Origin of the sequence: Proteiniphilum sp. UBA5384, from assembly GCF_002410825.1 — a bacterium.
Lineage (GTDB): Bacteria > Bacteroidota > Bacteroidia > Bacteroidales > Dysgonomonadaceae > Proteiniphilum.
The window spans coordinates 41,196-54,430 of record NZ_DHOS01000038.1 but is presented as its reverse complement, the minus strand read 5'-3'; the positions used below and the strand labels follow the sequence as shown (position 1 = coordinate 54,430).

11 protein-coding genes are annotated in these 13,235 nt (G+C 46.4%); 1 reads left to right on the top strand and 10 read right to left on the bottom strand.

Translation table 11 applies throughout. The features are described 5' to 3' along the window. Positions 1-98: 98 nt before the first annotated feature. The 10 genes from B4G81_RS08080 to B4G81_RS08035 all read right to left on the bottom strand — a co-directional run bounded on the left by B4G81_RS08080 (position 99) and on the right by B4G81_RS08035 (position 11,742). Complete coding sequence (locus tag B4G81_RS08080; protein WP_294081481.1) at positions 99-386, bottom strand: transposase; 288 nt, start codon at positions 384-386, stop codon at positions 99-101. Positions 387-614: 228 nt separating this feature from the next. Continuing rightward, entirely contained in the window at positions 615-1,091 is a 477-nt protein-coding gene (locus tag B4G81_RS08075) for a transposase (protein WP_294081477.1), read from the bottom strand. 226 nt (positions 1,092-1,317) lie between these two features. Then, positions 1,318-1,821: a hypothetical protein gene (locus tag B4G81_RS08070; RefSeq protein ID WP_294081476.1), complete on the bottom strand. Its 504-nt coding sequence runs from the start codon at positions 1,819-1,821 to the stop codon at positions 1,318-1,320. Between the two features lie 175 nt (positions 1,822-1,996). Beyond that, complete coding sequence (locus B4G81_RS08065) at positions 1,997-3,622, bottom strand: fimbrillin family protein (RefSeq protein WP_294081475.1); 1,626 nt, start codon at positions 3,620-3,622, stop codon at positions 1,997-1,999. A 30-nt stretch (positions 3,623-3,652) separates the two neighbouring features. Continuing rightward, a complete protein-coding gene (locus B4G81_RS08060) occupies positions 3,653-5,371 on the bottom strand; it encodes a fimbrillin family protein (protein ID WP_294081474.1) in 1,719 nt (572 codons plus the stop codon). A 161-nt stretch (positions 5,372-5,532) separates the two neighbouring features. Continuing rightward, positions 5,533-6,966 carry a fimbrillin family protein gene (locus B4G81_RS08055; RefSeq protein WP_294081473.1) on the bottom strand — a complete coding sequence of 478 codons (1,434 nt, stop codon included), beginning with the start codon at positions 6,964-6,966 and terminating at the stop codon, positions 5,533-5,535. Positions 6,967-7,111: 145 nt separating this feature from the next. Continuing rightward, a complete protein-coding gene (locus B4G81_RS08050; protein ID WP_294081472.1) occupies positions 7,112-8,614 on the bottom strand; it encodes a fimbrillin family protein in 1,503 nt (500 codons plus the stop codon). Between the two features lie 132 nt (positions 8,615-8,746). Further along, a complete protein-coding gene (locus B4G81_RS08045) occupies positions 8,747-9,724 on the bottom strand; it encodes a fimbrillin family protein (protein ID WP_294081471.1) in 978 nt (325 codons plus the stop codon). Positions 9,725-9,773: 49 nt separating this feature from the next. Continuing rightward, a complete protein-coding gene (locus B4G81_RS08040) occupies positions 9,774-10,616 on the bottom strand; it encodes a FimB/Mfa2 family fimbrial subunit (RefSeq protein WP_294081470.1) in 843 nt (280 codons plus the stop codon). Between the two features lie 28 nt (positions 10,617-10,644). Next, entirely contained in the window at positions 10,645-11,742 is a 1,098-nt protein-coding gene (locus B4G81_RS08035) for a DUF3575 domain-containing protein (protein WP_294081469.1), read from the bottom strand. A gap of 356 nt (positions 11,743-12,098) precedes the next feature. On the opposite strand from B4G81_RS08035, the gene B4G81_RS08030 reads away from it, so the two are divergent. Then, a complete protein-coding gene (locus tag B4G81_RS08030) occupies positions 12,099-13,211 on the top strand; it encodes a hypothetical protein (RefSeq protein ID WP_294081468.1) in 1,113 nt (370 codons plus the stop codon). Positions 13,212-13,235 lie beyond the last annotated feature (24 nt).

Sequence of the window (13,235 nt, the reverse complement as noted above, 5' to 3'; positions counted from 1 at the left end):
TACGCACTTAACAAGCGGGATACCGTTCAACAACTCGCACTGGCGTGAAACGCTTAGACTATGAGTTTTGTCAATCTTGGCCATCCGATCCTTTTTTGCTATTTCCCCAATACTTTTTTTAAGAAGTCATTCTCCAGTTGAAGCTGCCCCACTTTCTTGAACAGGGCATCTTTCTCTTTATCATCCTCCGCTTTGGAAGTGCCTTTTTCAAAAACGCTACTCGCGGTAGATACAAATTGGCTCTTCCACGTGGAGATCTGACTCGGGTGAAGCTCGTACTTCCGGGCGATCTCATGGACTGTTTCTCGCTCTTGTAGCACCTCTAAAACAACTTTGGTTTTAAACCCGGAACTGTAAGTTTTCCTTTTCTTCTTGACAACAAAAATAATACAATTTATTAATGATACTTGTTGTCCAAGATTTGGGGGTAATTATACTGATTTGTTTCTCCCCGCTTTCAGTCAGTTTTTCTGAAAGTTGTTCATAGCGCTTGCGGTGGGATAATTTTTCTGCAATTTTCTTCTTTAACAATTCCTTCCGGTCCTCTGCATCAGATTCATTTAATTGTGTTTCATATTCCTCTACTTTCTTGTCAATGTACTCGATATGGCGATCTATCTTTTTTGATTGGAGTTGTGCTTCAAATTGTTTTGAGCAAATATCTTAAATGAGTCGATTGCGACCGTGTCCCCTTCTATCAATTCCAGTTCTTTCAACATGAGTACAAATCTCCTGAAAACCGACTTAAAAGCCTCCGCATTTTCTTTTCGAAAATAGGCTATCGTACGGAATGAAGGTCTTAGACCATGTAACAACCACCATAGTTCTACATTTATGGTACAAGAGTATGCAAGTTTCCTGGAGGATCTGATTGTATGCTTATAACCGTATAAATAAAGTTTTAAAAGTGTTGACGGGTTATATGCGGGACGTCCTTCCTTTCCTACTCTTGCATGCTTGAAGCCTAACTCTTCCAGTGGTAATATATCTACAAATAAATCAATGACTCTGGCCCAAGAGTCTTTCGGAACCATTTGATCCAGCGAGAGGAATTGCAGTTGATTACGGTCTGTGCCTATGATATGATCCATTTGGGAATGATTTTAATACACAATAAAAATACGAAAAAAAGATGAGATATCAAAGCATCATGCGTAATATTGCGTGCTTATTTCGAGTTTTTGCACAGTCTGCCGGTCGCTTACTCCTTTGCTACCACAGAGGATAAGTCCGATAGGCGGATTATCTCCGTCCGACATTTCATTTAATATTAACTCTCACTGACACAGTTTAATTCATACTCTCAAAAGGACTTTTTCATCTTTTAGTCCATTTACCGGTACCACCTCCTCCGGCAATACCGATACCACCTACAGCAAACTCCATTGTGCCCAGGATATCACCTCCCGAAGGCCACATGTTTACTTGCATAACTCCCCCTGTAACACCCACTACTGCAAATTGACAGCAATGTTCTTGATTTTGTTTAGGACGAAATCCGTCCGGGAAAACGGCATAACCTGCTCCAGAAAATGCAGCTGCACCACCGGCCCAAAAACTACATGAGAAATTCCATTTTTCGTTATCTGAAAAATCTACATTTATAGACAAATCTCCTCTACAAATTATTACTTTTACATCAATAGAGGCATAATACCAACTGACTCCGGAGAGTTCTTCACTGGTATTTGTTATTTCATCTTTTTTTGCCTCTTCCTCTATAAGAATTGCTTCCAACTCTTCAGGTCTTTTGCCTAAACGATTTAACGCTTTTCCTTTTCTGCTTTCAAAGAATTCAATTATGTCTTTATTATTTTCCATTACTATTAATTTTTAATACGTTAATAATTTAATGAACTGAGCATTCCCTGCTTTATCTCCTCCTTTCTCAAAGCATAATTTTAGTTGTTTCCTACTCTACTTCAGGCTTTTCGGATGTTGCCTTTATTTTTATTGCTACAGATGCTGCCTTTTATTTAAACGGTAAACAGCCAAGCTAAAAAGCCAAAACAGAACGCACCCTAAAGTAGCGGTCGCCCTTAGGGTGGGCGTTTACGTCACCATTACCGAAGTCCACGCTGAACGCGTAGATGTTCATATCGCGAACGAGCTCCGAACTTGACCAGTAATTCCCAGATGGTATTATCGTAGCCGGACTGCCGACTTTGTTTAGTGATGTATTCACGATATCGTGCATATCTATACCTCCCGACTTGTTAACCCAAATATCATTCATATCCCGTCCACAAAGCAGAGACAGTTCTTTTCCTGATGGTAAGTACCAGCCGCTGCTGTTTGTGGGAGCGGTATTGCTTGCAGCCCAAGAGTCTATGAACTGCACGGGGAGCACATTGCCGATATTACTGACATTAGCATTATATGCCCGTATCGCCTGCGTATTGTTATACCCCCGAAGCTTATTCAAGGCATCGTTTTCTCCTGTGTTTGTGGTAATGGTTTGGTAAGAGGCGTTACCTCCGTTGCCGATGACACTTACAGGGTTTTGCCACAGCGTTGCACTTGATGCATCCTGCAATGCCACTACCAGCCCGTGTGTGCACTGTGGTTTTTCACTTCTCAGAGCAGGGTCGCCAAAGTCGGTGAAGTTTGTTCCGTTGTTATGATTTCCCTTCGTAGGGTCGCCCACCCAGAACACAATGCCCATGCAATTCGCTTTTTGGGTGGCTGTCAATGTTTCGTCTTTGCTCAGCAGTGTGCCGTCTTTCAGCATAAAGTCACCAGGCTGCAGGTTGTAGTTGGATATTACAGTTGCTATTCCGCCATCTACTTTGAAGAGTTTATAATTGCCCGAGGAAATACCTGCCGGATTAATTTCCCATCCTTTGGCCGCACCCGAAGCATTGGTATGGCTGCCTGTCAGGTTTGATATTGTGCTGGGATTTACCAAATAGCGGTAGCAGCCATCTTTCATACGGCAAGGGGAGTAACTATCAAATCCGGTATTGAGCGGGTCGGTTATGTAATCGGAAACAGAGGGATTGGTATTGCTAAACTCGTATTTAGTTCCCGGCAACTCGATCACCACCAGTGCCATTTGGTGCTGCAGGGCAAACGAAAGTTCGTTGTCGCTGATAATACCGTCGGCCACCATCAGGTCTTGTGCCGTGTATTTGGCATACGTGCCCTGATCGGTATTGGGCGACCAATTGGTAATGATATTGGCAAAGAAGTTGGCGGCATTACTTGCCGAAGCATTCGTCGTCCCTGTCGGTGTCGACTGATAAGGATAGTAGGCATAGTAAGCAGCTCCGGTGAATTTCAGGGGAGCGTTACCGCTTGCATCTTTCCACTCCAGTATTCCGCCATTATCGGTGGCCGTCAGGCACAGGTTGTTTACTTCGGTGAGGATAGCTCCACCCTTCATAGCAAACACTCCAATCTTGTCGCCGGCAGTAAACTCGGTTGTGTAGCTGTTTTCTACGGCTTTGGTATGTATGCCTTCCCGTGCGGTTGTGTAGCCGCCGTCGGTTACGCTCACGCTGAATTGTTGTCCGTCGTCACCTAAGCTCCCTCCCAAATCATCTTCGGAGCAAGCTGTTAACATTCCTATCACGACTAACAAAAGCAGCATGAAGAGAGACTTTTGTTTTGGCTGTTTCATATTTTTTGTTTTTATATTGTCTTTTACTATTTAAAAAGCATGAACTGCACGAACCCGGCGATCATTGTTCTTAAAGATGCTGTACACTAAACCATTATTGAAGTTAACGGCGTACGCATTGCTCGAAATAGTATGCTCCGAACTGGACCAATACTCGGTAGATGTTATTGACGTAGCCGGACTGCCGATCTTGTCCAGCGAAGCATTCACAATATTACGCATACCTGTTCCTCCCGAGTTGTTATACCAAATATTATTCACATCCCGTCCGCAAAGCAGAGTCAACTCTTTTGCCGAAGGCAGATACCAACCACTGCTGTTTGTGGGAGCGGTATTGCTTGCAGCCCAATTATCTATAGCCTGCACGGGGAGCACTTTGTCGGTATTACTGTCATTAGCATTATATGCCCGTATCGCCTGCGTATTGTTATACCCCCGAAGCTTATTCAAGGCATCGCCTGCTCCTGCGTTTGTGGTAATACTTTGGTAAAAGGCATTACCACCGTTACCGACAGCTGAGCCTGTATTTTGCCACTTCATGGAATTTGACGCATCCTGTAATGCCACCACCAGACCATGAGTACACTGTGGCTTTTCGGTTTTCAAGGCAGGGTCTCCAAAGTCAGTGAAGTTTGTACCATTGTAATGATTTCCCTCGGTAGGGTCGCCCACCCAGAACACGACACCTACAACGATTTTGCCACCAACAGGGGATACGGTTCCCGCTCCCCAGCCTGTGCCATCGGCATACATACGGCGCAGACCGCTATCGCTCCATGTGCCGTCGCTGTAGTAATAATCGCCGGGTTTCAGGTCGGTGGCGGTATAGGAAGTCCAACTTGTTATAGCTTGTTGTCCACCATTCGTCCATTGTCCACCCGTCACGGCATCCACATCCAAGTAGCCGTTCTTTATGGTGATGTTGTAGGTGTGTACTTTGCCGCCTTGGAGTACGCCATCCGTTCCTGTTGGGGTATAATAATAGGTGTTGCCATTGTTGTGTGTGACGGCGATAAACTTTTTGTCTTTCATATTCTGCGGGATGACAAGGGCGGCATAGCTTTTCAGGTCAGTACCTGTGGGCGTAAGTTCTTTTGGGATGAAGTTTGCTACGTATGTGCTTAAATTGCTCCATGTGCCTTGGGTAGCATTGCCTGTGGGCGCAGCATAATTTCCCGACAGAGCAAAGTTCTGGGCGCCACCTATCCTAACACTTGCTATATCACCAACATTTGTAGCCGCTTCGGCTTTGACGATATTGATAACCACCTTTGCCGTTTGGTGGTAGAATTTCAAAGGGGTGCTTTCTCTGCCTGCAAAAGTAATTTGGATGGGAGGAGCAAACAGCAAATCGCTCGCTTGATATCCTATACCTGTGTTCTGGTTCGATTTTACGACCCACGAAGTTGGTGTTGTGCCACTATACGGATACCATCCTTGCACGGTCTTTGTTTCGGATTGACTTTGCCAATAGAATGGTTCTACACCGTTTGCCGCGGTCAGCTTGCCGTTGGTAGTGGCAATGTACTTCTTTACCATACTGCCTATCTGTATAGTTACTTCCTCTCCGCCATCCCATGAATTTGAGGAAGAAGAGCGGGCAAGCTGTTGCTCGACTGACGTGCTGAATGTCATCGGGTATTCTCCGGCAGGCAATAAGCCGATGTCGTCTTCATTGTTGCACGAGGCAAGAAACAAATTGCACAACAGCAGGGTGGCAATGTTTCTGAAGGTCAATAATCTGTTCATTTTCGTTGATATATTTTTAATTTTTATTGTGCCACCGCCCCATGCGAAAGGGGCCGATGAACCGTTTGTTGTCGGTTTCTGTCTCCGAACTTTAACGCGTTGTCCGGGATGGTATTATCGTAGCCGGACTACCCCTTTGTCGGGAAAGCAGCCTATGTTTATTAGAAAGCTAAAACACACCGCGCCATATTGATGTCATTGAGTTTAAGGCCGAAGTGCGTAAAGCCAAAGTCGAAATTGACATACCACGCGAGGTAGGCGTCATCCTCCGACGAAGACCAGTACCAATAGCTGCCTAAACCGTCACCCCCGGCGGCTGTCAGCCTGCCGTTGAAATTGCTTTTCCCATACGTGTCATAGGCGCTGTACAGAGCCGATAACTCATCTCTGGCCGGCAGATACCACACGCCCGTGGCATTGGCATTGCCGTAGTCTTCATTGGCATCGTTCAGACTGTGCACCCACGCAAAAACAGGATAGCCTGAGAAATTCGCAGACAAACCCTGTATGGTTCTCATATTCGCCCGGCCGTTTGCTATATCCGTGATATTAATAGTACTATATGAATCCGCCCACTTTACATTACTTTTCTCTTTCAACCACACCGCCTTGCCGTGCTTGCCGCCACTTGCGGGGTCGAGCCAGTAGACAATACCCACGGCTGGCCCTGTGTGCGGATAGGCATCGCCTACGGCATACGCATGATTGGGGTCAATGCCCCAGCCCAGGGTTACGCTGTATTTACGCGTGCCTTTAGCTGGCAGTGCAGCGGAAGCGATGCCGGGGTAGGTCATGTCTATCTCCTGGCCCGAGATGGTTTGCACAAAGCTCACTTTGCTGTCTACCCCCAGTGTTTGCGCAGGTACAAGGGCACGATAGGTATTTGTCATCCCCGCCACTTTGTGCATCACGATATTGGTCGGCGTGCCTGCACCCGTCAGGTCGGATGACCAGCCGAGCTGTGTTGCGGGTTTCGCTTCCGTCAGTGTAACGGTAAAATCTCCATCGAAGTGCGGCACGTTCACCTCCCGCTTCACCTCCACCTGCACCAGCGAAAGGGCGTGCTTGAATTGCAGCTGTACGGCATTTCTGCTTTCAGACACATTCTCAGTTTTAGCTGTCATCAGGTCGCTCTTGCTGTAACCATTGCCCGACTGGTCTGCCTGCACGCTGAACGTATAGGCGGTGGGGTTGGTCATATACTCATCGTAAGGGTAGTAGGCGTAGAAATTCAGCGAGTTGACATCGCTGGGATAATAAATTTGGGAGCCGCCATCTATCTCCCATGTGCCATCACCTTGCCTGGTAAGCTTCACATTATCTACATAATTACCCGAAGCTTGCAGGCCGCCACTTCCTTTCACGATGTAGATGCCGATGGCATCGCCCACCTCCCATGTGGTTTTAAAATCGGGGGCGGTAACGGTTTTGTTTTGAGGGATGCCTGCTGCTGCGTCCTGCGGAGCAAAGCCTATTTCAAAGCGGATGGCATCGCCTGTTCCTCCCGGAGTATCGGGATCGCTGCCCAATTCGTCTTTGTTGCATCCTGTCAGCAGCATCGCCGGTAAAAGCAGGAATAAGATTCTTCTTTTCATGTTATATCATTGTCTATTTTTTATTCTTCTCGTCTCTCTTGTCATCCCGAAACGAAGTGAGGTATCTCCATATATTTGTATTCGGTAGACTCCTCCGTCTTGCTGACGTTCGGGATGACAGTTTTTTCAGATTTAAATAACCAAACTAAAAAGCTAAAATACACCTCGTGCTATTGCCACTAAAGCCCTTATTGCCGAAGTAGGTATTGCCACCGCCGAAAAAGACACCCCACGCGCTGGTGCTATCATTCTCCGACGAAGACCAGTAATAATAGTCGCCTAAACCGTCACCCCCGACGGCATTCAACCTATCGTTGAAATCGCTTTTTCCATACGTATTATAAGCACTGTACAGGACAGACAACTCATCCATGGCTGGCAGATACCATACGCCGTCAACAATACCACTATTCATGGTTTGGTATATCCAGTTGAAAATGAAATAGTCAGTCGTAAAATTCGTTTCTCCTTTACGTGCTGCTATCAGGTTGCGGGTGGCAGTTTTACCGTCTGTGGTGCTACGGATACCTGTTACGTCTACACTTTCATCTTTGAGATATACACCCCAGCGTCCTATTGTTTCTTTCAGTCCCAGCACCTTGCCGTGGCGGCTGTCCGATGGGTCTATCCAGTAGACTACGCCAATAGCCGCCGTACCCGACTGCAATGTACCACCCGCATAAACAGCATTCGGGTCGGGATAATAGTCGCCTACTTTCCATGCCCCTGCTCCTCCCTCGATGGTGGGATCGGTCGTTCCTGTTCCTGTCCAGTCGGTGATATCACCCACACTAACGGTGATGCCTGTACGGTTTACCGTAATGTTGTAGGTGTGTGCTTTGCCGCCTTGGAGTACGGCATCGGTTCCTATTGGTGTATAATAATAGGTATTACCATTAGTTAACGCAACGGCGATGAATTTCTTACCCGTCATATCCTGCGGGATGACAAGGGCAGCATAGCTTTTCAGGTAAGTACCTGTGGGGCTAAGTGTTTTTGGGGTGAGGTTCGCGTATGCGCTTAAATTGCTCCATGTGCCCTGGGTAGCATTGCCTGTGGGTGATGTGTAGCTACTTGAAAGGGCAAGGTTATTGGCATCACCTATCTTAACACCCGCTATATCACCGGCATTTGTAGCAGCTTCGGCATTTACTATATTGATAACCACCTTTGCCGTTTGGTGATAGAATTTTAAAGGAGTGCTTTCTCTGCCCGAAAAAGCAATACCGGTAGGAGGTGTAAACAGCAAGTCGCTCTCTTGATAGCTGTTCCCTGTATTCTGATCAGTTTTTACCACCCACGAGGTTGGTACTGTGGCACTATACGGATACCATCCTTGCACGATCTTTATTTCGGATTGGTCTTGCCAATAGAATGGTTCTACACCACTTGCTACGGACAGTTTTCCATCAGTGGCGGCAATGTACTTCTTTACCATACCGCCTGTATGTATGGCTACTTCTTCTCCGCCATCCCACGAATTTGAGGAAGAAGAGCGGGCAAGCTGTTGCTCGACCGATGTGCTGAATGTCATCGGGGATTCTCCGGCAGGCAATAGACCGCTGTCGTCTTCGTGGTTGCACGCGAAAGCCAGCAGTGCACATGTCAGCGCCACAGCCATATTTCGAAATATTTTTAGTCTGTCCATTTTCTTTATCTGTTTATTATTGTTTATTTTTTCGATTGTGCCACCGCCCCCTGCGAAAGGGACCGGTACACCATTTAGATGGGTTGTATCTCCGAACTTAACGCTGTTGTCCGGGATGGCCTTGGTGATTGATTAATCCATTTCGGCACTGCCTGTTACTACGTTTACAGCCTCCCAATCCTCGATAGTCGAAGTAACCTGCAATCCGGTCAGGTTGAGCGTAATCTCGTACCGGTATTTTTTCCCGCTCTCGAAAGTCGTACCTGCCGGGATGGTATATTTCAGCGTTCCGCCGCTTGCTAAATTGAAAGTAAGTACCTTACCTGACATATTTTGCGGAACCAAAATAGCTTCGTTATAAATAATATTGGCAGTAGTAAAATCGGTACAGGTAAGTTGTCCTAATTGCATGGTAGCTGTAGTCGTACCGGCAGCGAGCATAGCTGCACGGTCTGCCTGATTGGTCATCGTGGCAGTGATGGACGGAGTGAATTCCCCATCTACAATAATATTATTATTCCCCAACGATACGGCATCGGACAGAGCCAAAACAGGCACTCCATTGCCAATTTTGACAGCGACTTCCAGCTTCGATAACATATGATAAAAAGTAAGCGATGCTGTAGTCGGATTGCCATTGCGTGCTACATTTTTCGAGTAAGCGTAAAGCAAATCGGAATTGGTGAATTTTACTCCGCCAAATACACTTTGATCGGTTTCTACCGAATAGGCTACAGCACTGGTCGGGAACGCATCACCGTTTGCAAATGGGGTAGCAATTTTACCATGAATAGCGTAGATATCCACATTATTTCCCGTTTGCGGAAAATACATGGGATTGCCTCCTGCAAAACCGTTGCTTCCATTGGCTGTAAGCTGGTTGGCTTTATATAGGGCATCCGCTGTTGTGGCATCATCTACCCACAGGTTTACGGTTTCTCCGCTTGCTATTGTATTTTCCTGTGTGTCGGCAGCACTTTTAAGCAGAGAGCTCACTCCGCTGGAGATGCGTAACTCCGGAGCTTCATTGTTTAAGTCGTTGTCATCGCTGCTACATGATGCAAATAAAATGGCTGTAATAGCCAGTACTGATAATAGTTTCGTTTTCATACTTTCTTTCTTTTTATTGATAATATTTATATTGTTTAATTTGTCTTTTTTATTCCGCATTGCCTGACTCCACGTTGCCCAATATCCAGTCGCTGATGGTGCCCGTCAATTCCAGTCCGCCGGGAGTTTCCACCACAGTTGAGCTTAGGGTGAGCGGTGTTTTCTTGTCGGCGTTGAAATTCGTCAGCATCGTGGTCAGGTCGCTGTCGAGGGTTTGGTCGGCCGGATTGCCGTCCGTAAAAGAAATTATAGCCGTCAGTTTTTGCTCCGAATCCATTACACCTAACAGTCGCACCGTAGCCGACCATTTTTCGTCGTTGCCTTTGGTAAAGGTCAGCGGTGCGTCGGAGGGCGAGCCGTGCGTGTCATTGTCGATATCCAGCGTTCCTGCTACGCCCGAAAGGTTGGCTGTGATGGTCTCTATCCTGTCTGTCGAACCGCCTTCGGGAGTGATAACCAGCGTTAGTTGGCGCACCTGCTGTTTCATCGGTACGGTAAATACATAATCCTTGTCCGCATCTACGGTTTCTGCCAGTTTCCCGGTAAACAGCCAGCCAATCGGTATGGAGGCGTAAGTAGCCGTGGCGGTGGTTCCGCTGATGCTGATTCCTTCTGCCTCGTTAAAGAGGTATGCTATGCAGTTTCCCGAATCCATGTCGGGGAAAGTGTGGCTTTCAGGAGCCGTTGGTATATCTGCGTGTTCTGCTCCGTTTATAACCGCCGTATATTTTGTGGGTTTGGTTAAATTTGGGTCCATATCCATCCAGTCCGCAGTAAGCGTTACCCTTGCCTTGTCGGGATGCGCCGTTTCGTAGATAGGGTCTTTCACGTCGCAGGCGGTTAGCAATACCGCCGCCCCGATTGCCGTTATCAATGATTTTTGTGTCCTCATATTTTTTTATATTCTTTTTTATCGTTTTCTACCTGCATCCGCCTATCGTCCAAACGAGGTTTATGCCCGCCCCGGTTGGTCCCCAAAAGTCTTTGCTCTTGCCCCTGTCCTTATACACGCGGGTTCCATTGGAGATGGTGAAGCTGTCGTATTTGAGGTTGGTGTAACCCAGACCGAGATTGAAGTCCAAAGAGAAACTGTGGCTCAGATAAAGCTGATAACCTACCGCCAGCCCTGCACCCCAAAGTTTGCCCTGATAACCGGTGTCTTTGTCAAACATATTACCGATAAGGAATTTCTGTACGTTGTACTCGCCGAAATTAGCTGATGCACCCACATAAAAACGTTTTGCGTCGAGCAGATACCAACGCAATTCGGGATTTACGAGCCATATCTTCTGCACTTTGCCGTGCTCATCGCTCCACCAACTGCGCGAGCCGTCCACCTTGACGCCTATGCTTGGGTTTATGCGCCACTCAATGCCGAGCGTCGGCAGCAGCATGGCATCGTACATCAGGTTTGTGCGCACGGCGAAGCTGTAGGGCTTGATCAGTGCAATGGGTGCCGTTGCGATAACCCACGGTTCGGATTGTTCTTCCACGACAGGCTCCGTTTTTTGTTCAGCTACCGGCGGTTCCTCGTGGTGGGGTTCTTCACGCACGGGTTCCGGCTTTATTTCGGCTTTCGGTTCTTTCTGTGCCGGAATACGCAACGTTACTACTACCATATCCTTGTGTCCGTCGTAAGCCGCAGCATGGTTTTTCGTGATAAAATGTTCTTCCAACAGCCCTTTGTGGGTTATCAGCTCCGATTTGACACGGTTGGAACGTACCACCGCCGTTTTAAGGTTGTCCTCACGGCTGTCGGACGAAGCGCAGTAGCCGTCCACATGGACGGGCATACGCCCGGCTGCTATCTCGGTACGGTATTCATCCACGAGAGAGTAAAGGCGGTTGATTTCCACGTTGTTTTTGGAGATATTTTGCTTTATACGTAAGGCGTAACTCTTTGAAATATAATCGCAATTGCTTAACCTGACGCGTGAGGCATTGTGTGTGACGGAAATTTCGATTCCACCAAATATATTGCACACCAAATGCGCACTTATCTCACATCTTCCACTCATACATATTGCGGTCGTCCGGGTAAAACTATTTTGACCGCAAAATAAAACTATTATTTTATACCTTTGCGACAAAAAGGTACATATCTGATGCGCGGTAAATCTGATTTTTGACGATCCTGTACAAAAGTGTACATTCCGGACATTTTCATCAAGACATTTATATGGTCATAATACTTATTACAAGTACTATACATACATAAATCAACATATTACATATTTTGTATTGAATATTTCAAAACTATTGCTATTTTTGTCTGTATAATTTGAATATTTTTGAGATTATAAGGGCTTTTATCCTGGCTTTACCGCTCGGTATTTTTATCACTTTCTTCTTGATGGTAGTTGTAAACAGCTCCATGAAAATGAGAAAGGCCGATGCCTTGTTGCGTAAAATAATGGGGAGCTATTGCTTTTCGGCCTCAGTCTCAAGTTTTGCTCTTCTGGCATACTATTATATACCCGACCTGTTTACGCTGTTTGATATTTTACTCCCCGTTTCTGCTATTTTTTCGATGGTGATCTTCTACCATTTCTTTCACTATGCCACCAAACCGGGAGTGCGATTCAGTACACTGCACTATATAATACCGTCACTACTTTTTGTTGTATTGACGGTTATTAAATTGTTGTTCCCCGAAGTGTGGATTCAGGAGGGAGTTCATGCATCGTTGATTGCGGCACTGCTATTCGGGATTGTCTATTCGTTGCTCCCGCTCGCCGGGATGCAGCGATACCAGATGGAAAAGATGGCCGCGCAAGGCAAATCTTACTCGATTAACTTATTACAGGCGACCCTATACGTGACTGAGGTTTTCCTGTTTCCGGTCGTGTTCGTGTTTTTCCCGCTCATCGGCGGACAAACTCCGGGGATACTTACGACATCATTGCTTATGATTTGCATATTGCTGGCACTTAAAGCGAACATTCCTTTTACATACGCGGTAATACGTCACCATATATCATTGGATGCTCTAAGTCATTCGTTTTTTGATGAGACATCGGAACAGAGAATGAACATAAATTCCGATGTAGAAGAGGAGAGCGGCAAGGTCGATATTAGCGAACAAAATACAGTTTCCACTAAAAATGAGATTCCGAAAAAAAGTAACAAGGATTTAAAAAACAGCCTTCCACCCGGCTTCAACAAAAAAATGTTCAATAACTTCATGCGCCGTCATAAGCCATATCTAAATCCCAATCTGACGATTAACGATGTGGCTAAGATGCTCGACAGCAACCGCACCTATATCTCCGAGTTCGTGAACAAGGCGTATAAAATGAATTTCAGCTCCTACATCAACCTTTGCCGCCTGCGCGAGATGAACCGTCTGCTGGGTTTGCAAAAAAACAGCGGTAAAACTCCCCGTGAGCTGATTTCGCAAACCGGTTTCGGAACGCTACGCAACTACCTGCGGGCGAAACGGCAATTCGGCAGGCAGGCAGAAGAAGCCGGGAGTAATGATAATTAACGGATGATAGACTTACAGCAGATA